The 19,827-nt window shown below is 75.0% G+C and carries 17 protein-coding genes and 2 pseudogenes; 18 read left to right on the forward strand and 1 reads right to left on the reverse strand.

All coding sequences use genetic code 11. From position 1 onward, the window contains the following. The first annotated feature begins 163 nt into the window (after positions 1 to 163). From AC1VL8_RS13285 to AC1VL8_RS13305, 5 genes and pseudogenes are all read left to right on the forward strand, one after another. The gene (locus AC1VL8_RS13285; protein ID WP_483075485.1) at positions 164 to 694 is read left to right on the forward strand and encodes a hypothetical protein; all 531 of its coding nucleotides are present in this window, start codon (positions 164 to 166) and stop codon (positions 692 to 694) included. After that, positions 691 to 993: a hypothetical protein gene (locus AC1VL8_RS13290; RefSeq protein WP_389228368.1), complete on the forward strand. Its 303-nt coding sequence runs from the start codon at positions 691 to 693 to the stop codon at positions 991 to 993. Before AC1VL8_RS13285 ends, AC1VL8_RS13290 begins: the two co-directional genes overlap by 4 nt. A 776-nt stretch (positions 994 to 1,769) precedes the next feature. Then, a pseudogene (locus tag AC1VL8_RS13295) lies at positions 1,770 to 2,165 on the forward strand (alpha/beta hydrolase); the annotation flags it as partial. 7 nt (positions 2,166 to 2,172) lie between these two features. Next, the gene (locus AC1VL8_RS13300) at positions 2,173 to 2,760 is read left to right on the forward strand and encodes an alpha/beta hydrolase (protein WP_483076251.1); all 588 of its coding nucleotides are present in this window, start codon (positions 2,173 to 2,175) and stop codon (positions 2,758 to 2,760) included. Between the two features lie 722 nt (positions 2,761 to 3,482). Continuing rightward, the gene (locus AC1VL8_RS13305; protein ID WP_483075486.1) at positions 3,483 to 4,211 is read left to right on the forward strand and encodes an HAD family hydrolase; all 729 of its coding nucleotides are present in this window, start codon (positions 3,483 to 3,485) and stop codon (positions 4,209 to 4,211) included. Between the two features lie 33 nt (positions 4,212 to 4,244). Here the strand turns inward: AC1VL8_RS13305 and AC1VL8_RS13310 are convergent, their stop codons facing one another. Further along, positions 4,245 to 5,171, reverse strand: coding sequence for a RecB family exonuclease (locus tag AC1VL8_RS13310; protein ID WP_389228401.1), 927 nt, complete (start codon positions 5,169 to 5,171; stop codon positions 4,245 to 4,247). 54 nt (positions 5,172 to 5,225) lie between these two features. On the opposite strand from AC1VL8_RS13310, the gene AC1VL8_RS13315 reads away from it, so the two are divergent. From AC1VL8_RS13315 to hisF, 13 genes and pseudogenes are all read left to right on the forward strand, one after another. Next, positions 5,226 to 6,341, forward strand: coding sequence for a site-2 protease family protein (locus tag AC1VL8_RS13315; protein WP_483075487.1), 1,116 nt, complete (start codon positions 5,226 to 5,228; stop codon positions 6,339 to 6,341). A 23-nt stretch (positions 6,342 to 6,364) separates the two neighbouring features. Continuing rightward, the gene (locus AC1VL8_RS13320; protein WP_483075488.1) at positions 6,365 to 7,480 is read left to right on the forward strand and encodes a tRNA (adenine-N1)-methyltransferase; all 1,116 of its coding nucleotides are present in this window, start codon (positions 6,365 to 6,367) and stop codon (positions 7,478 to 7,480) included. A gap of 123 nt (positions 7,481 to 7,603) precedes the next feature. Further along, positions 7,604 to 9,232, forward strand: coding sequence for a proteasome ATPase (arc, locus tag AC1VL8_RS13325; RefSeq protein ID WP_483075489.1), 1,629 nt, complete (start codon positions 7,604 to 7,606; stop codon positions 9,230 to 9,232). 123 nt (positions 9,233 to 9,355) lie between these two features. Then, positions 9,356 to 10,015, forward strand: coding sequence for a DUF4956 domain-containing protein (locus AC1VL8_RS13330; protein ID WP_483075490.1), 660 nt, complete (start codon positions 9,356 to 9,358; stop codon positions 10,013 to 10,015). Next, positions 10,012 to 10,779 carry a VTC domain-containing protein gene (locus tag AC1VL8_RS13335; RefSeq protein WP_483075491.1) on the forward strand — a complete coding sequence of 256 codons (768 nt, stop codon included), beginning with the start codon at positions 10,012 to 10,014 and terminating at the stop codon, positions 10,777 to 10,779. Before AC1VL8_RS13330 ends, AC1VL8_RS13335 begins: the two co-directional genes overlap by 4 nt. A 26-nt stretch (positions 10,780 to 10,805) precedes the next feature. After that, complete coding sequence (locus tag AC1VL8_RS13340) at positions 10,806 to 12,680, forward strand: carbohydrate-binding domain-containing protein (RefSeq protein WP_483075492.1); 1,875 nt, start codon at positions 10,806 to 10,808, stop codon at positions 12,678 to 12,680. A gap of 478 nt (positions 12,681 to 13,158) precedes the next feature. Beyond that, positions 13,159 to 14,762, forward strand: a pseudogene (gene dop, locus AC1VL8_RS13345) (depupylase/deamidase Dop). 122 nt (positions 14,763 to 14,884) lie between these two features. Next, positions 14,885 to 15,079: a ubiquitin-like protein Pup gene (locus tag AC1VL8_RS13350; protein ID WP_389228424.1), complete on the forward strand. Its 195-nt coding sequence runs from the start codon at positions 14,885 to 14,887 to the stop codon at positions 15,077 to 15,079. Positions 15,080 to 15,082: 3 nt separating this feature from the next. Beyond that, positions 15,083 to 15,943: a proteasome subunit beta gene (prcB, locus tag AC1VL8_RS13355; RefSeq protein ID WP_483075493.1), complete on the forward strand. Its 861-nt coding sequence runs from the start codon at positions 15,083 to 15,085 to the stop codon at positions 15,941 to 15,943. Continuing rightward, positions 15,940 to 16,665 carry a proteasome subunit alpha gene (gene prcA / locus AC1VL8_RS13360; RefSeq protein WP_483075494.1) on the forward strand — a complete coding sequence of 242 codons (726 nt, stop codon included), beginning with the start codon at positions 15,940 to 15,942 and terminating at the stop codon, positions 16,663 to 16,665. Before prcB ends, prcA begins: the two co-directional genes overlap by 4 nt. 10 nt (positions 16,666 to 16,675) lie before the next feature. Then, positions 16,676 to 18,037, forward strand: coding sequence for a Pup--protein ligase (pafA, locus tag AC1VL8_RS13365; RefSeq protein WP_389228433.1), 1,362 nt, complete (start codon positions 16,676 to 16,678; stop codon positions 18,035 to 18,037). 86 nt (positions 18,038 to 18,123) lie between these two features. Then, positions 18,124 to 19,023: an FKBP-type peptidyl-prolyl cis-trans isomerase gene (locus AC1VL8_RS13370; protein WP_483075495.1), complete on the forward strand. Its 900-nt coding sequence runs from the start codon at positions 18,124 to 18,126 to the stop codon at positions 19,021 to 19,023. 2 nt (positions 19,024 to 19,025) lie between these two features. Next, positions 19,026 to 19,796, forward strand: a complete 771-nt coding sequence (hisF, locus tag AC1VL8_RS13375; RefSeq protein ID WP_483075496.1) for an imidazole glycerol phosphate synthase subunit HisF — start codon at positions 19,026 to 19,028, stop codon at positions 19,794 to 19,796. Positions 19,797 to 19,827: the final 31 nt, after the last annotated feature.

Genomic DNA, 19,827 nt, shown 5'->3' on the forward strand with positions numbered 1-19,827 from the left:
CTGGTGGTCGAGCGAGGGCGACCGGCGGGGGCCGGGGCGCCATCCCTACCGGTCGGTCGGTCCCGGGACCGGATGACCGGATCGGCCGGTGGGTGTCGTCACAGGGTGATCCGGCGCGTCCTCGGCGTGCCGCGCTCGCGTGCTCTCACCTAGGGTGTCGCGCGTGACCGATCCCGAGGAGGCCCTCGCGCAGGCACCGCTGCTGCGCCGGGTGCACGAGCGCCATCCCGACGTCGACCTGGTGGTGCTGCCGCCCGAGGGGCCGGCACCCTACCCGACGCTCGCCCCCGTGCCGGTGACCGACGCGGCGCTGGCGGCGGAGCGGGACGCGGTGGCGGCGGTGCTCGCGGCTCTCGTCGCCGCGGCGGGTCGGGCCGAGGAGCCGGTGACCACGTGGCGCACGGCGGGCAGCTCAACGCGGGTCGTCCCGGTCGCGGAGGCCCGGTTGCCGTTCGACGGCGCGCAGGACGGCATCGAGCTGGGGCGGGCGCTGTCGGCGCGGCTGCGGGCGGACGGCTGGGCCGGCTCCGTGGACCGCACGGGCGTCACCGTGCTGCTGCACGCGACGCGCGAGGACCGGTCGGCCCGGGTCGCGTGGCTGGACGACGCGGTGCTGGTGGCGGTGACGGGCCGGGTGCTGCCGGTCGCCACCGCGACGGCGCGGGACCTGATCAGCGGGGAGGACGCGCGATGAGCGACGAGTACCTGGTCGACTCGTACACCCTGGGCCTGTCCGCCGACGACTGGTCCGACCAGGGCTCGCGGATGCGCACCGCCCGGGACCGGGTCGCGGACGCGTCGACGGCCGGCTTCACGCCGGCTGTCTCGGGCGCGGCGGCGCGCTGGACCTCGGGGTGGGGCACGACGCTCGGTGGCGTCGCCGACCGCGCCGAGGAGATCGGCGAGCAGCTGCGCAGCGCGGCGACGGCGTACGCGGTCACCGACATCGAGGCGCAGGAGCGGTTCCAGACCTGGCTCGGGGGGACGCCGTGAGCACCGTGACCATCGAGATCCCCGCGGCCGTGGACGCGATCCCCGCCGTGCAGGGCGACCCGGCGGCCGTGGCGGCGTTCGCCCAGGACCTCCTGGCGAGCGCGGTCAACCTGGACGACCTGGACACGGTCGCGCAGGACTCCGCGACGCTGGAGGGCTGGACCGGCGACGCCGCGACGGCGTACGGCGCGCACGTGCGGGCCGCGGGCGCCGACGCCCAGGCGATGGGGGTGGCGCTGCGCCAGGTCGCGCGGGCCGCCGACGACCACGCCGAGGACCTCACCGACCTGCGCCGCCGCCGGGACGACCTCGTGGAGGCGCGGTCGTCGTACCACGCGAGCCGCGAGGACCTCGAGGCGGACGTGCGGAACGCCGGCGAGGTCGACGAGGCCGCGGTCGCCGAGCTGCAGTCCCGGGCGACGGCGCTCGCCACCCGACGGACGGGGCTCGTGGCGGACGTCGACACGCTGGTCGCGGACCTCGCGACCGCCGAGCAGGCGATGCTCGACGCGTTCGCCGCCTACACGACCCTCGCCCAGGCGCGGGCGGCGGTGTCCGGGCAGATCGACCTGGCCGACGACGCGCTGGGGCGGTCGGGCTCGCCGTCGCAGGGCGGGACGCCGGAGCAGGTCGCCGCCTGGTGGGCGTCGCTGTCCGAGGAGGAGCAGTACGCCGTGCTCGCCGCGCGGCCGGAGCTGATCGGCGGCGCCGACGGCATCCCCGCCGTGGTGCGCGACCACGCGAACCGCCTGCTGCTGGAGACCGACCTCGAGGCGATGGAGCTGCGCGAGGAGCGCGGTGAGCAGCTGTTCGGCGACTACCAGGCGCTCGAGAACGCCCGGTCGGCGCAGGCGGCGCTGGAGGCCGGCGCGGAGCGCGTCGACCCGATCACGGGCGAGAAGCTGGTCCCGCTGCTGCACCTGTACGACTCGTCGGCGTTCGGGGGCGACGGCAAGGTCGCGATCGCGTTCGGCGACCCGGACACGGCCGACCACGTGTCGGTGATGGTCCCGGGGCTCACCAGCCGCGGGACGGAGGCGGAGAGCAACGCCGAGCACGCGTTCAGCATCTACGAGTCCGCACGGTTCTCGGACCCGTACTCCAGCGCCGCGTCGATCATGTGGATCGGCTACGACGCACCGAGCGACTGGGACTCGGCGACGGTCGCCGGCGAGGGCCGTGCGGAGGCGGGCGGCGAGCTTGCTGTCCCGGTACGTCGACGGCCTGCGGGCGTCCCGCGACGGCAGCCCGGCGCACCTGACGGTGATCGGGCACAGCTACGGCTCGACGACGACCGGGCACGCGGCGACCGACCACGGGCTCGCGGCGGACGACATCGTCCTGGTCGGCAGCCCGGGTGCGGGCGGCGGCACGGAGCACGCGTCCGAGCTGGGCGTCGGCGCCGACCACGTGTGGGCGGGGAACAACAGCCGCGACCTGGTGGCGGCCCTCGCGGACGACGGCTGGGTCGGTGGCTGGATGCTCGGCGGCGCGGGCCTCGGCAACGACATCGTCGAGGACGACTTCGGCGCGAACCGGTTCCAGGCGGAGTCGACGACGCGCGCGGACGTGGTGCGCAACTTCGACGACCACACCAAGTACTTCAACCCCGGCACCGAGTCGCTGTACAACATCGGCCAGATCGTCGTCGGCGACTACGACGAGGTGCTGCGGGCCGAGCACTCCTACGACCCCTGGTACGACGGGGTGCAGGACCCCGAGGCCGGCCGGACCCCGACGAGCGTGGACAGGAGGCCGGAGTGGTGACGCGGCGACGGACGACCGGGAGGCTGCTCGGCGCGGCGGGTCTCGTCGCGGCCCTGGCGCTGGGCGGGTGCTCGTCGGTCCCGGACGGCTCCGCCGAGGACCTGGACGCGCTCCGCGACCGGGTCCGCACCGCGGCCGAGGCCGACCTGCCGACCGTCGTCGACACGCTCGGCGCGACGGTCGACGACGCGTGGGGCGAGTTCGAGTACGGCGGCGACGGCATCTTCGACCACCGCCGGTACGCCGTCACCGCGGTCGTCACCGGCCCCGCGACCGGGATCGACGACCTCGCGGCGGCGTTCGAGGCCGCGGGGTACACCGTCGAGCAGCGGCTCGAGCAGGGCGTGCGGGGCGCACGGGACGACCTCGAGATCGGGGCGGCCCCGGGCGGTGCCGAGACCTGGATCACCGTGTCCGGGCCCTACCTGGAGGTGCCGGACGACGTGCCGCACGACAGCGCCCGGGACCCCCTCGACCTGGGCTGACCGGCGCGCACCCCCACACCTTCCCGCACTCCCACCCGCTCCCGCTGCCCCCTCCCGCGAGGGCGCACGAGACACCATGAGGGCGCAAGCGTTCTCGTACGCCCTCGTGGTGTCCCGTGCGCCCTCGCCGCCCGGACGCGGGTGTGCGGGTACGGGTGGGTGGTCACCGGGCGTTCACCGGGGGCGGGTAGCGTCGTGGCAGACCGCCGCCCGTCCTCACCCCTGGAGCCCAGCACCGTGACCGACCTGCGCCCCGCCGCCGGCCCGACGCCCCACCCGACGCCCGAGACTGCGACGGCCCTGCCCGCTGCCGTCCTCTGGGACATGGACGGCACCCTGGTGAACACCGAGCCGCTGTGGATGGCCGCCGAGACCGGGCTGGTCGAGTCCTGGGGTGGCACGTGGACCCACGAGGACGGGTTGTCGCTGGTCGGCAACCCGATGAAGGTCTCGGGCGAGGTGCTGCAGGGCCGGGGCGTGGGGCTGTCGGTCGACGAGATCGTCGACCACCTCAACGCGGAGGTCGCGCGCGGTGTCGCGGAGCACACCCCGTGGCAGCCGGGCGCGCGCGAGCTGCTGGCCGCGCTCGCTGCGGCCGGGGTCCCGCAGGCGCTGGTCACGTCGTCGTACCGCGAGCTCGCGGACCCGTTCGCGGAGGTCGCCGGGGTGTTCGCGACGGTGGTCGCGGGTGACGAGGTCGACCGGCCGAAGCCGGACCCGCAGCCCTACCTGCTGGCCGCGGAGCGCCTGGGGGTCGACATCGCGCGGTGCGTGGTGGTGGAGGACTCGCCGACCGGCATCACGTCGGGCGTCGCCGCGGGTGCGCGGGTGCTCGCGGTCGAGGTGTTCCGTGAGCTCCCCGACCTGCCGGGGCTGTCCACCACCGCGTCGCTGGCCGAGATCAGCGTCGAGGACCTCGGGCGGATCGGCGCGGGCGCGGTGCTGGACAAGCTCGGCCGCGCCTGAGCCCGGCCGGACACCCTCGGGAGGTCGCTCCCCTCAGGAGGCCGTCGGCAGGGGCGTGATCCCGAACGCCCGCTCGACGGCGCCCTCGGGGATCTCGGGGAGCGTCCCGCCGAACGCGGGGCACACGTCCCGGTGCGCGCACCAGTCGCACAGCCGGGAGGTCCGGGGGCGCCACTCGCCGGTGCGCGCGGCCTGCTCGATCTGCTCCCACAGCGACCGCAGCCGCAGCTCGAGGGTGTGCATCTCTGACTCCGAGGGGGTGTGCCGGAGCACCTGCCCGTCGCCGAGGTAGACGAGCTGGAGCATCTTCGGCAGCACCCCGCGCTCGCGCCACAGGACGTAGGCGTAGAACCGCATCTGGAACAGCGCGGTGCCCTCGTACCCGGGGCGCGGGGACTTGCCGGTCTTGTAGTCGACGACCCGCAGCGCGCCGTCGGGCGCCACGTCGAGGCGGTCGACGATCCCGCGCAGCTGCGGGCCGTCGTCGAGCAGCGTCCGCACGGCGAGCTCGCGCTCGCCCGGCTGGAGCCGGTTCGGGTCCTCGAGCGTGAAGTAGGTGTCGAGCAGCAGCCGGGCGCTGCCGAGCCACGCCTCGCGCTCCTGCTCGTCGGCGAACAGCGACGTCACCTCGGGCGACCGCTCCAGCAGCGCGTCCCACGCGGCCGGGACGAGCGCGTGCGCGGCGGCGGGCGTCCGCTCGCCGAGCGGCAGGTCGTACAGCCGCTCCAGGACGGTGTGCACGAGCGTGCCGCGTGCCGCGGCGGAGCTCGGCGGCTCCGGGCGCTTGTCGACCACCCGGAACCGGAACAGCAGCGGGCACTGCTGGAAGTCGTTCGCCCGCGACGGCGACAGGCCCGGGACCCGCGGCTCGGCGGGCGCCTCCACGTCGCCGGCGTCGGCACCCACGCCGTCGACCGAGGCGGAGGCGGGCACGAGGAGCTGCGGGTCGGTGGTCGTCACGTCGACGAGCCTAGGCGCCACCACCCACACGGACCGGCCACGTAGCCTGAGCGCGTGACCGAGAGAGCACGAGGCTGGGTGGTGGCGCGCGTCGCCGGTGCGCCCGTGGTGCTGGCGCCGACCAGCCTGTTGACCGTCGCCGTCATCGCGGCGGCGTTCGCGCCCGGCGTGGGTGCCCGTCTGCCCGGTTCCAGCCCCGCGCTCACGGGCGTCGCGGCGCTCGCGATCGCGGTGCTGCTGATGGCGTCGGTGCTCGTCCACGAGATCGCGCACGGCCTGGTCGCGCGCGCCCGCGGCCTGGAGGTGCGCGAGTACGCGCTGGCCCTGTTCGGCGGGCACATGTCGTTCGACGGCCGCGAGACCCCCGTGACCACGGCGCTCGTCACGGTGGCCGGACCGGTCTCGAGCATCCTCGTCGGCGGGCTGCTCTGGCTCGGAGCGGTCCAGACGGACCCCGGCGGGATCGCACGGGTCGTGCTGGAGGTCGCCGCGATCAGCAGCGCGTTCCTCGGCGCGTTCAACCTCCTCCCGGGCCTGCCGATGGACGGCGGGTACCTGCTGGAGGCGGTCGTCTGGGCGGTCACCGGGGACCGCCGTCGCGGCACCGTCCTCGCCGGCTGGGCCGGTCGGGTCGTCGCGGTGGGGTTCCTGCTGGCCTCCGTCGTGCGGCCGCTGGCGGAGGGCGGCCGGATCTCGCTGGTCGAGGTGGTCTGGGGTGCGGCGATCGGTGCGCTGCTGTGGAGCGGCGCGACGCAGGCGATCGTCCGCGGGCGTGCGATGCGCGCCGCTGACGCCCTGCACGTGAGCGCGGTCGGGCTGCGAGCCGTGGGAGCGCCCGCGACGAGCGTGATGGCCGAGGCGGACGTCCTGCGCGGCCGGACGGGTGCGGAGGTCGTGGTCCTGCTCGCACCCGACGGGCAGCCGGTGGCCTACGAGGACCCGCAGGCCGCCCGGTCGGTCCCCGCGGTCGAGCGCGCGCACGTGCCCCTGACCGCCGTCGCGATCGCCCTGCCTGCCGGGGCGGTCGTGGACGCGACCCTGACGGGCGGCGACCTCGTGCACGAGATCGCCGAGCGGCAGTCCGTGTCGCCCGTCCTCGTGGCCCTGGACCGGGGCGTCGTCGTGGCGCTGATCCGGACCGCGGACGTCGCCGCGGCGCTGCGCGGCTGACCGCTCTCCTAGACTCGACCCCCGTGACCGACGACACCGCCGCCCCCGCGCCCGCACCCCAGCCCGCGGACGCCGCGCCCGAGCCCGCGCCGGGTGCCGCCGGCGCGACCCCGGCGGGTGCCGACCAGCGCCGCGGCCTGCTCCGGGTGGGGGAGCGCGTGCAGCTGACGGACCCGCGCGGCCGCCTGCACACGATCACCCTGCAGCCGGGCGGGACGTTCCACACCCACAAGGGGTTCTTCCGCCACGAGGAGCTGATCGACGCGCCCGAGGGCACGGTCGTGACGAGCAACGGCGGCGTCGAGTACCTCGCCCTGCGCCCGCTGCTCAGCGACTACACCCTGTCGATGCCGCGCGGCGCCGCGGTCGTCTACCCGAAGGACGCGGGCCAGATCGTCGCGATGGCCGACATCTACCCGGGCGCGCGCGTCGTCGAGGCGGGCGTCGGTTCCGGCGCGCTCACGATGTCGCTGCTGCGCGCGGTCGGCGACGGGGGCGCGCTGCACTCCATCGAGCGGCGCGACGACTTCGCGGCGATCGCCCGCGGCAACGTCGAGACGTTCTTCGGCGGCCCGCACCCCGCGTGGCGGCTGTCGGTGGGCGACCTGTCCGACGTCCTGCCCCTGACCTCGGCCCCGGGCGAGGTCGACCGCGTCGTGCTCGACATGCTGGCCCCGTGGGAGAACCTCGACGCCGTCGCCACGGCGCTGGCCCCCGGCGGCGTGCTGATCGCGTACGTCGCGACGGCGACGCAGCTGTCCCGGCTGGCCGAGGACGTGCGCGCCGACGGCCGGTACACGGAGCCGCAGGCGTGGGAGTCCATGGTCCGCGGCTGGCACCTCGAGGGCCTGGCGGTGCGCCCGCAGCACCGGATGATCGGCCACACCGGGTTCCTGCTGACCACGCGCCGACTCGCGGACGGCGTGGAGCCGCCGCTGCGCCGCCGCCGCCCCGCGAAGGGCTCGCAGCCGGGCGAGGCGGCGCTCGTCGACGAGACGGGCGACGTCGTGACCAGCCGGTCCTTCCAGGACGTCCCGGACGCGGAGTGGACGCCCGAGGGCCTCGGCGAGCGCGCGGTGTCGGACAAGAAGGTCCGCCGCGTGCGCCGCGACGTGGGCCAGGCGCCCGAGCAGGACTGAGCCGTCGCGCCGGACGCGCGCTCCCGGCGTGGGGGCGCGCGTCCGATTGACAGGTGTGGTTAGGGTCGCACCACGAAGAGCCGCACAGCGCTGTGGGGTCCACCCGCGATCGGAGGTGCCGCGATGACGGAACCGACAGCCCGTGACCTGCAGCGTGAGCTCGCGCTGCTGGCCGCCAAGAACGAGCGCATGTCCGACGCCCTGGTGGCCGCGCGGGACCAGATCATCGAGCTCAAGCGCCAGATCGACGAGCTCGCGAAGCCCCCGGGCACGTTCGCGACGTTCCTGCGCGGGCGCGACGACGGCACGGTGGACGTCGTGTCCGCCGGGCGCAAGATGCACGTGGGCACGAGCCCCGCGGTCGACGTCGCGCGGCTGCGCCCCGGCCAGGAGGTCATGCTCAACGAGGCCCTGACAGTCGTCGAGGCCGGCGGGTACGAGCAGGTCGGCGAGCTCGTCACGGTCAAGGAGCTGCTGGGCCGGGACCGCGCGCTGGTGGTCGGCCGCGGCGACGAGGAGCGCGTGGTGCGGCTCGCCGGCCAGCTGCTCGACGGCACGGTCCGGGTCGGCGACGCGCTGACCGTCGAGGCGCGCAGCGGGTTCGTGTTCGAGCGGGTGCCGCGCGCCGAGGTCGAGGACCTGGTCCTCGAGGAGGTCCCGGACATCGACTACGCCGACATCGGCGGGCTCGGCCCGCAGATCGAGGCGATCCGGGACGCCGTCGAGCTGCCGTTCCTGCACCCGGACCTGTTCCGGGAGCACGGGCTCAAGCCGCCGAAGGGCGTCCTGCTCTACGGCCCGCCCGGGTGCGGCAAGACGCTGATCGCCAAGGCGGTCGCGCACTCCCTGGCCGAGACGTCGGCGCGCGCCCGCGGCGAGGACGTCGCCGAGGCGAAGTCGTACTTCCTCAACGTCAAGGGCCCCGAGCTGCTGAACAAGTACGTCGGCGAGACCGAGCGGCACATCCGGCTGATCTTCGCGCGCGCCCGGGAGAAGGCGTCGCAGGGGCACCCGGTCGTGGTGTTCTTCGACGAGATGGAGTCGCTGTTCCGCACCCGCGGGACGGGCGTGTCCAGCGACGTCGAGACGACGATCGTGCCGCAGCTGCTGGCGGAGATCGACGGCGTGGAGCGCCTGGAGAACGTCATCGTCATCGGCGCGTCGAACCGCGAGGACATGATCGACCCCGCGATCCTGCGCCCGGGCCGGCTGGACGTGAAGATCAAGATCGAGCGGCCCGACGCCGAGGGCGCCCGCGAGATCTTCGCGAAGTACCTGACCCCGGACCTGCCGATCCACGACGACGACCTCGCGGAGCACCACGGCTCCGCGCAGGCGGCGGTCGACGCGATGATCGCGCGCTCGGTGGAGCGGATGTACTCCGAGGACGACGAGAACCGGTTCCTCGAGGTCACCTACGCGAGCGGCGACAAGGAGATCCTGTTCTTCAAGGACTTCAACTCGGGCGCGATGATCCAGAACGTCGTCGACCGCGCCAAGAAGTCCGCGATCAAGGACCTGCTCGCCACCGGACGGCGCGGCCTGCGGGTGGAGCACCTGCTCACCGCGTGCGTGGACGAGTTCAAGGAGAACGAGGACCTGCCGAACACCACCAACCCCGACGACTGGGCGCGCATCTCCGGCAAGAAGGGGGAGCGCATCGTGTTCATCCGCACGATCGTCCAGGACAAGAAGGGCGAGGAGGCCTCGCGCCGGATCGAGAACGTGCAGAGCACGGGGCAGTACCTGTAGCACGGGCAGTACCTGGAGATCCACACCTCGCGCTGGCGCCCCGCACAGGGACCGCACAGCGGCGGGCGGCTGGATGGTCGTACCCGGTTCACCGGGCGTTCATCCCCGACCCGCGAGGTGCCCATGCCTGCCGCTGCCCTGTTCGCCGCCGACCTCGTCGCCATCGGCGTCCTGACCTTCGCCCTGTACTTCCCCCGGCACCGCCGGCGCGACCTCGTGGTCGCGTTCCTCGGCGTCAACGTCGGCGTGCTCGCCGTCGCGGGGGCGCTGTCCGCGAGCACCGTGGGCGCCGGCCTCGGCCTCGGTCTGTTCGGCGTGCTGTCGATCATCCGGCTGCGGTCCTCCGAGATCGACCAGCGCGAGGTCGCGTACTACTTCGCGGCGCTGGCGCTCGGCCTGATCGGCGGGCTCGGCAGCAGCCTGGGCGTGACCGCGCTCGCGCTGATGGCCCTGATCCTGGTGGCGCTGCTGGTGGGCGACCACCCGCGGCTGCTCAGCCGGTACCGGCAGCAGGTCGTCGTGGTGGACCGGGCGTTCGGCGACCACGCCGCCCTGGTCGCGCACCTCGAGCAGCTGCTCGGCGGCCGGGTGCACAGCGCGACCGTCCAGCGCCTCGACCTGGTGGACGACACCACGGTCGTCGACGTCCGGTACGCCGAGCGGGCGCGTCCCGCCGCGACCGACCCGCCGGCCGGGGTGACGGTCGCGCGCGCCGAGCACGCGGAGCACGCCGGGCACGCCGGGCACGCCGGGCACGCGGAGCTCGTCCGGGGCGCGCGGTGAGCGTCGTCGACCTCGCGCCCGCGCTCGCCGCGCTGCCGGCGGTCGGCCTCGACGAGCTGCTCGCCACCGCCGCGCTGCAGACCCGCGTGGACCGCAAGTACGTGCTGCCACGCGCCGCCGTCCTGGACCTGCTCGCCGCGCTGCCGGAGGGCACCCGCCGGCTCGTCATCGACGGGCGCGACGCGTTCGGGTACGAGTCGGTGTACTTCGACACCCCCGACCTCGCGGCGTTCCACCTCGCGGCCGGCCGGCGGCGACGCCGGTACAAGGTCCGCACCCGGACCTACCGGGACACCGGCGGCTGCTGGCTGGAGGTCAAGTCCCGCGGGTCGCGCGGCACCACCGTCAAGGACCGCCGCGAGCACGCCGTGGCCGACCGGGCCCGCGTCGGCGACGCGCTCGGCTTCGTCGTCGACACCCTGCACCGGCAGGGCGTCGAGCTGCCGGGCGGGCCGGACGCGGAGCTCCGACCGACGCTGACCACGCAGTACCGCCGTCGGACCCTGCACCTGCCGGACGGCGCCCGGCTGACGATCGACACCGGGCTCGAGTGGCTCGGCGCGACGTCGAGCGCGGCCGTCCCGCGGCACGCCGTCGTCGAGACGAAGTCCGTCACCGGGGCGTCGGTCGCCGACCGCGCGCTCTGGTCCCTCGGCCACCGGCCGAGCCGCATCTCCAAGTACGCGACCGGCCTCGTGGTCCTCGACCCGACGCTCGGCGGCCGCCCCTGGCGCCGCACGGTCCGCCGCACCCTCACCCCCTGACCCGTCCCACGCCCTGGAGGCACCCCATGCGTCGTCCCCGTCCCGTCCTCACCGTCCCCGCCGTGCTGATCGGCCTGTTGCTCACCGGCTGCGGGGTGGACGCCGTCGCCGGCACGTCCACCGGCACGTCGGCCACGACCACCAGCACCACCGCGACGGACGTCGCCGCCGGCGCCACGGCCGAGGAGGTGCTCGCGGCCGACGCCGAGGTGCACGCCGTGGCGGACGCCGGCGCGGCGACCGGCACGATCACGCTCGACGACGGCACCGCCACGACGGACGCCGCGGGCGTCACCGTCGACGGGTCGACCGTGACGATCACCGCCGGCGGCACCTACACGCTCACCGGCACCCTCGACGACGGCCAGGTGGTGGTCGACGCCGGCGACGAGGTCGTCCACCTCGTCCTGGACGGGGTCGACGTCACCTCGTCCACCGGAGCACCGCTGGTGGTCGCGTCGGCGGGCTCGGCCGTCGTCGAGCTGGCCGATGGCTCCCGGAACACCCTGACCGACGCCGTGACGTACGCCTCCGACGGCGAGGACGAGCCGAACGCCGCCCTGTTCAGCGCCGCGGACCTGACGATCACCGGCGGCGGCGCGCTCACCGTCACCGGGAACGCGAACGACGGCATCACGTCCAAGGACGGCCTGGTGATCGAGTCCGGGACGATCACGGTCGACGCCGTGGACGACGGCGTGCGCGGCAAGGACTACCTCGTGGTCTCCGGCGGGACGCTGGACGTCACCGCGGGCGGCGACGCGCTGAAGGCCGACGAGGCCGACGACGCGGCGAAGGGCTTCGTGGTCGTCTCCGGAGGCGACGTCACCCTCACCGCGACCGGGGACGGGATCGACGCCGAGACCGACGTCGTCGTCACGGGCGGCACCCTCGACGTCACCGCGGGCGGCGGCAGCGGCACCGAGCCGGTCGCGGACGTGTCGTCCAAGGGCGTCAAGGGCGGCGCAGCGGTGGTGGTCGGCGGCGGCACGGTCACGGTGGACGCGGCCGACGACGCCCTGCACTCCAACGGGATCGTGTCGGTCACCGACGGCGACCTGACGCTCGCGTCCGGCGACGACGGGGTGCACGGCGACGTGGCCCTGGACGTCGTGGGCGGCACCCTCGACGTCACCACGTCGTACGAGGGCCTGGAGGCCGAGGCGATCACCCTCGCGGGCGGCGACGTCACGGTGGTCGCGTCCGACGACGGCGTGAACGCCGCGAGCAGCGCGACGGGATCGACCGAGGACGCGCAGGGCGACTGGGCCGGCCCGCAGGGCGGGACCGCGGGCACCGCGACGCTCACGATCACCGGCGGCACGCTCGCCGTGGACGCGGGCGGCGACGGCCTGGACGCCAACGGCACGCTCACGATGTCCGGCGGCACCGTCGTCGTGGACGGCCCGACCGACGACGGCAACGGCGCGCTGGACGTCGACGGCACCCTCACGGTGACCGGCGGCACCCTCGTCGCGGCAGGCTCGTCCGGCATGGCCGTGGCCCCCGGTACCGACGGCCAAGGCTGGGTGTCGGCGACGTTCGACACCGCCCAGGCGGCCGGGACGACCCTCGCCGTCGTCGACGCGGACGGCACGGTCGTCGCGACGGTCACCCCGACGAAGCCGATCACCTCGCTGGTGGTCTCGGCCGCCGGCCTCACCGCAGGGGACACCTACACGGTGGTGTCCGGGGCGACGGCGTCCGGCGAGGCGTTCGCCGGGTACACCGCGGGCGGCGACGCCACCGGCGGCACGACGGTCGCGACCGTCACCGCGGGCGAGCACACCGGCGGCACGGGCGGGGGCATGGGCGGGGGCATGGGCGGCGGCCGCCCCGGCGCGGGCCAGGGCGGCGGCATGCCGGGCGGCCCGGGCACCGCCCCCGACCCCGAGGCCTGACCAGACTCGCCCCGCCCCGCCCCGCGCCGCCCCGCCCCGCCCCGCCCCGCCTCCCCGGCCGCCCCCGGTCGCCCCCGGTCGCCGGGTGGATCCACTCGGCGACCGTGTGGACGATTCGCGTCGACACACCCCGGCGCGTCGCCCCGGGTGGATCCACCCGGGGCTGGAGGGGCGGGGACCCGGGCACCGCCCCCGACGCCGAGGCCTGACCCGACCCGACCGACCCCGACCGACCTCCCCGGTCCGCACCACGGTCGCCGGGTGGATCCACTCGGCGACCGTGTGGACGATTCGCGTCGACACACCCCGGCGCGTCGCCCCGGGTGGATCCACTCGGGGCTGAAGGGGCCGGGCTGAAGGGGCCGGGCTGAAGGGGCCGGGCTGAAGGGGCGGCGGTCCGGGTGGCGCGGGGTGGCGCGGGCGGCGCGGGGCGGGGCAGGGCGGACTTAGGGTGGCTGGCGTGAGCGTGCGCCGGGTGATGGGGATCGAGACCGAGTACGGCGTGCTGCAGCCGGGGCGCCCGACGGCGAACCCGATGCTGCTATCCAGCCACGTCGTCGCCGTGCACGCGGCGGCGCGGGCCGGGGGGCGGGCGAAGGCGCGCTGGGACTACGACGACGAGGACCCGCTGCAGGACGCCCGCGGTTTCCACCTGCAGCGGGCGGCCGCGCACCCGTCGCTGCTGACCGACGACCCCGCCCGGCCCGCGCCGTCCGGCGACGGACCGCAGCCCGTCGCCCGGTCGCTCGCCGAGGAGTACGAGGACCCGGGCGCCGCGAACGTGATCCTGACGAACGGCGCCCGTCTGTACGTCGACCACGCGCACCCCGAGTACGCCGCCCCGGAGGTCACGAACCCGCTGGACGCCGTGCGCTGGGACCGGGCGGGGGCTGGTGATGCTCGCGTCGGTGCGGGCGCTGGCGTCGACCGCGGCGCTGCCGGACGTCGCCCTGTACAAGAACAACGTCGACGGCAAGGGCGCGACCTACGGCACGCACGAGAACTTCCTCGTCGACCGCGCCGTGCCGTTCGCGGACCTGGCGTCGAGGCTCACCCCGTTCCTGGTGACCCGGCAGGTGTTCACGGGCGCGGGCCGCGTCGGCCTGGGCCAGCGCGGCGAGGGCGCGGGGTTCCAGCTGTCCCAGCGCGCGGACTACATGGAGGCGGAGGTCGGTCTCGAGACGACGCTGCGCCGCCCGATCGTCAACACCCGAGACGAGCCGCACGCCGACCCGGACCGCTGGCGCCGGCTGCACGTCATCATCGGCGACGCGAACCTGCTGGAGGTCGCGACCTACCTCAAGCTCGGCACGACGTCGCTGGTGCTCTGGCTCATCGAGCGGATCGCCGCGGGGGAGGCGCCGGGCCTGGGTGCCGCGCTGGACCGGCTGGAAGCTCGCCGACCCGGTGCGGGCGGTGCACGTCGTCAGCCACGACCTGACGATGACCGAGCGCCTGCCGCTCGCCGACGGCCGGCGCCTGACCGCGCTGGAGGTCCAGCAGGAGTACCTGGCGGCGGTCCGCGACGCGCTGGCTCGCACCGGGCACGACGGCGCCGGCGACCGCGACCCGGACCCGCAGACCACGGACGTGCTGACCCGGTGGGCGTCGCTGCTGGACCGGCTCGCGACCGACCCGGCGTCGTGCGCGCGGGAGGTCGAGTGGCTGGCCAAGCTGCGCCTGCTGGAGGGGATGCGCCGACGCGACGGCCTCGACTGGGACCACCCGCGCCTGGCCGCCGTCGACCTGCAGTGGTCGGACGTCCGCCCGGAGCGGGGCCTGTACCACCGGCTGGTCGCGGCGGGCGCGGTGGAGCGGCTGGTGTCCGACGAGGCGGTGCAGGAGGCCGTCACGACGCCGCCGGAGGACACCCGCGCGTACTTCCGCGGTCGGACGATCGCCCGGTTCGGCGCGCACGTGTCGGCCGCGAGCTGGGACTCGGTGGTCTTCGACGTGCCCGGCGCGCCGACCCTGCAGCGGGTGCCGATGCGCGACCCGCTGCGCGGCACGAAGGCGCACGTCGCCCGCCTGCTGGACGACGCGCCGGACGTCCGGGCGCTGCTCGACGCGCTCGGGGCCTGACCTCGCCGGACGCCGCGCGCCGCGCCTCCCGGGAACCCCCGCCGAGCAGGGCCTAGGGTGGGTGCACCGGCGGGCCCCGCGCGAGCGGCGGACCCGCGCCCGTACGTCCGGCGGAGGTGGACATGGCTGGTCAGGAACGCGCGCAGGACCGTCGCGAGGACGACGAGCCGGTCGACGGCCCGGACGTCGAGCAGGTGGCCGCGGCCGCCCAGCAGCGCGACGCCGACGTCGACGCGCTGCTCGAGGAGATCGACGACGTGCTCGAGACGAACGCCGAGCAGTTCGTGCGCGGCTTCGTGCAGAAGGGCGGGCAGTGACGCGTGGCGACGGACCCGCTGACCTCGGCGGGGCGGCTGCCCGGGGCGTTCACCACGCCCGGGTCGTCGTCCTTCGTCGACTTCCTCGCCCAGCACGCCCCCGACCTGCTGCCCGGGCGGCGCGCGCCGCTGCCCGCGGGTGACGCCCTGGCCGGCGCCGCGCCGCACGCCACGACGATCGTCGCGCTGACGTTCGATGGCGGCGTCGTGATGGCGGGCGACCGGCGCGCCACGATGGGCTCGCAGATCGCGTCCCGGGACATCGAGAAGGTGTTCCCGGCCGACGACTACTCCGCCGTCGGCATCGCCGGCACCGCGGGGCTCGCCGTCGAGCTCGTCCGGCTGTTCCAGCTCGAGCTCGAGCACTACGAGAAGATCGAGGGCGCCCTGCTGTCGCTCGACGGCAAGGCCAACCGGCTGTCGACGATGATCCGCGGCAACCTCGGCCTCGCGATGCAGGGCCTGGCGGTCGTGCCGCTGTTCGCGGGCTACGACCTCGACCGCGGCGCGGGCCGGATCTTCTCCTACGACGTCACCGGCGGCCGGTACGAGGAGCACCAGCACCACTCGGTCGGCTCGGGCTCGGTGTTCGCCCGCGGCTCGCTGAAGAAGCTGTGGCAGCCCGGCCTGGACGCCGACGCCGCCGTGCGGGTGGCCGTCGAGGCCCTCGTCGACGCCGCGGACGACGACTCCGCGACCGGCGGGCCGGACCGGTCCCGCCACATCTGGCCCGTCGTCGCGACCGTGACCGCCGCGGGCTACCTGCGGGTCGGCCAGGACGCGCTCGGTGAGGTCGTCGACCGCGTCGCCGCGGACCGCGACGCCCAGCACGCCCGCGCCCGGCGGGAGGAGGACCGCGCATGAGCATGCCGTTCTACGTCTCGCCCGAGCAGCTGATGAAGGACCGGGCCGACTACGCGCGCAAGGGCATCGCCCGCGGCCGGTCGGTCGTCGTCATCGCGTACGACGACGGCATCGCGTTCGCGACCGAGAACCCGTCGCGCGCGCTGCACAAGGTCTCGGAGATCTACGACCGGATCGCCTTCGCGGCGGTCGGCAAGTACAACGAGTTCGAGAACCTGCGGGTCGCCGGCGTCCGGTACGCGGACCTGCGCGGGTACTCCTACGACAGGCGGGACGTGAACGCCCGCGGCCTGGCGAACGCGTACGCGCAGACGCTCGGCACGGTGTTCACCACGGAGTCCAAGCCGCTCGAGGTCGAGCTCGTGGTCGCGGAGGTCGGGCCCGACCCGGCGACGGACCAGATCTACCGGCTGCAGTACGACGGCTCGGTGGCCGACGAGCGCGGGTTCGTCGTGCTCGGCGGGCAGGCGGACCGGCTGCGCGAGGAGATCGCCGGAGCGTGGGCGCCCGGGATGCCGCTCGCCGAGGTCCTGGCCCTCGCGGTGCGGGCCCTCGGGACGCCGGCCGCCGGGTCCGACGAGGACGACCGCCGCGTGATCCCCGCCGCCCAGCTCGAGGTCGCGGTCCTGGACCGCACGCGGCCGCGCCGGGCGTTCCGGCGCCTGTCCGGCGTCGTCCTGGAGGACCTGCTGGGCCAGGCCGTCGCGCCCGACCCGTCCTGAGGAGGACCAGATGGACCGTCGGATCTTCGGCCTCGAGACCGAGTACGGGGTGACGTGCGCCGCCGAGGACGGGCGCGGGCTGTCGGCCGACGAGGTCGCGCGGTACCTGTTCCGCAAGGTCGTCGCGTGGGGGCGCTCGTCCAACGTGTTCCTGCGGAACGGCTCGCGGCTGTACCTCGACGTGGGCTCGCACCCGGAGTACGCGACCGCGGAGTGCGACGACTGGCGCCAGCTGGTGACGCACGACCGCGCGGGGGAGCGGATCCTCGAGGGCCTGGTCGCCGACGCCCAGCAGCGGCTGGAGCACGAGGGCCTGTCGGGGCGGATCCACCTGTTCAAGAACAACACCGACTCCGCGGGCAACTCCTACGGCTGCCACGAGAACTACCTCGTGCGCCGGCAGGGCGACTTCGCGCGGCTGTCGGACGTGCTGGTGCCGTTCCTCATCACCCGGCAGGTGCTCACCGGCGCGGGCAAGGTGCTCACGACGCCGCGCGGGGCGGTCTACTGCCTGTCGCAGCGGGCCGACCACATCTGGGAGTCGGTGTCGTCCGCGACCACGCGGTCCCGGCCGATCATCAACACCCGCGACGAGCCGCACGCCGACGCCGAGCACTACCGCCGGCTGCACGTGATCGTCGGCGACTCCTCGATGTCCGAGACCACCACCATGCTCAAGGTCGGCAGCACCGACCTGGTGCTGCGGCTGGTGGAGGCGGGCCTGCCGATGCGCGACCTCACGCTCGAGAACCCGATCCGCGCGATCCGGGAGATCAGCCACGACATCACGGGGACGCACCCGGTGACGCTCGCGACCGGCCGCACGGTGACGGCGGTCGACCTCCAGGAGGAGTACCTGGGCCGGGTCCAGGACTTCGTGCGGGCGGAGACCGACCCCGAGCCGCAGCTCGCGCGGGTGCTCGACCTGTGGGAGCGCGGGCTGCGGGCGCTGCGCACCGGGAACCTGTCGCTCGTGGAGCGCGAGCTCGACTGGGTCATCAAGCACCGGCTGATCGAGCGGTACCGCGCGAAGCACGACCTCGACCTGTCCGACGTGCGCGTGGCGCGGATGGACCTGGCTTACCACGACATCTCGCGCACCGAGGGCCTGTACAACCTGCTGGCGCAGCGCGGCCTGGTCGACCGGGTGACCACCGACGTCGAGGTGTTCGAGGCGACGTCCGTGCCGCCGCAGACCACGCGCGCCAAGCTCCGCGGCGAGTTCGTCCAGGCCGCCCAGGAGGCGCGTCGTGACTACACGGTCGACTGGGTGCACCTCAAGCTCAACGACCAGGCGCAGCGCACGGTGCTGTGCAAGGACCCGTTCCGGAACGTCGACGAGCGGGTGGAGCGCCTGATCGAGTCCATGTGACGGTCGGGCGCCGTGGGCGTCCGGACCGCACGGGCGGGGCCCGTACAGTGGGCGGCGGAATCTGCAGGCCCCTCGGAAGGATCGATGTGCGACGTCTCGTGGCCGCGTGCGCCGCAGCCGCGCTGCTGCTCGTGGGGTGCTCCACCCCCGACCCCGCGCCCCCGGAGGTCGTGGTCTCCGGCGAGGCGGGGCAGCCGCCGACCGTGACCTACCCGACGCCCCTGCGGGTGTCCGAGGCCGTGCACGAGACGGTGTGGGAGGGCACCGGCCCCGAGCTCGTCGACGGCCGGCCCGTGCTGCTCGACTTCTGGCTGGAGGACGCGTCCGACGCGTCGCTCGTCAAGGAGTCGTTCACGTCCAGCCCGACGCCGCGGATGCTCACCGAGGAGGACCTCGGCAAGGACCTGTACGCCGCGCTGTCCGGCCAGAAGGTCGGCGCGCGCCTGCTGCAGATCAGCCCCGCCTCCGACGCGAACGCCTCGTCCTACCCGACGGTGACCGTCCTCGACGTGCTGCCGGTGCGCGCCGCCGGCGAGGCCGTCGCGCCGCGCGAGGGCGTCCCGGCCGTGACGCTGGACGACTCCGGCGCGCCGTCGATCACGCCCACCGGCACCGAGCCGCCGTCGGACCTCGTGGTGCAGCCGCTCGTGCGCGGCACCGGGAACCAGGTCGCCGAGGGCGACGTCATCACCGTGCAGTACACCGGCTTCGTCTGGTCCTCGGGGGAGGCGTTCGACTCCACCTGGACCGGCGGCAGCCCGCAGACCTTCGCGCTCGCCGACGTCCCGGCGTGGTCGGAGGCGCTGGTCGAGCAGTCCGTGGGCAGCCAGGTGATGGTCGTCGTCCCGCCGTCGTACGCCCTGGGCGCCACGCAGAGCGAGGAGCTCGCGGGCCAGACCATCGTGTTCGTCATCGACCTGCTGGCCACCCGGGGTGCCGCGACAGCGGCCGAGCCCGGGGCCGCCGACACGACCGAGGGGGAGTAGCGGTGTCCGTCGCGCTGCGCGTGGTCCCGTGCCTGGACGTCGACGCCGGGCGCGTCGTCAAGGGCGTGAACTTCGAGAACCTGCGGGACGCGGGCGACCCCGTCGAGCTCGCCCGCCGGTACGACCGCGAGGGCGCCGACGAGGTGACCTTCCTCGACGTGTCGGCGTCCTCCGGCGACCGGGAGACCACCTACGACGTCGTCCGCCGGACCGCCGAGCAGGTGTTCGTCCCGCTGACCGTCGGCGGCGGCGTCCGGTCCGCCGACGACGTCGACCGCCTGCTGCGGGCCGGCGCGGACAAGGTCGGCGTCAACACGGCCGCCATCGCCCGCCCCGAGCTGATCGCCGAGATCGCGCACCGGTTCGGCAGCCAGGTGCTCACGCTGTCCGTCGACGCCCGCCGCGTCACCGGCGACACCCGCACCGACTCGGGCTACGAGGTCACGACGCACGGCGGCCGCCGCGGCACGGGGATCGACGCCGTCGCCTGGGCGGTCCGTGCCGCCGAGCTCGGCGCCGGGGAGATCCTGCTCAACTCGATGGACGCCGACGGCACCACGGCGGGCTTCGACCTCGCCATGCTGCGCGACGTCCGGCGCGAGGTCCGCATCCCGCTGATCGCCAGCGGCGGCGCGGGCACGCCCGAGCACTTCGCCGAGGCCGCCGACGCGGGTGCGGACGCGGTGCTCGCCGCGAGCGTCTTCCACTTCGGCACGCTGACCATCGGTCAGGTCAAGGACCACCTGCGCGCCCGGGGGCACGTCGTCCGCTGACCCCGGGTCGCGTGGTCCGGCGCGTGACGTC

The sequence above is a fragment of the Cellulomonas sp. KU4C genome (assembly GCF_056868065.1).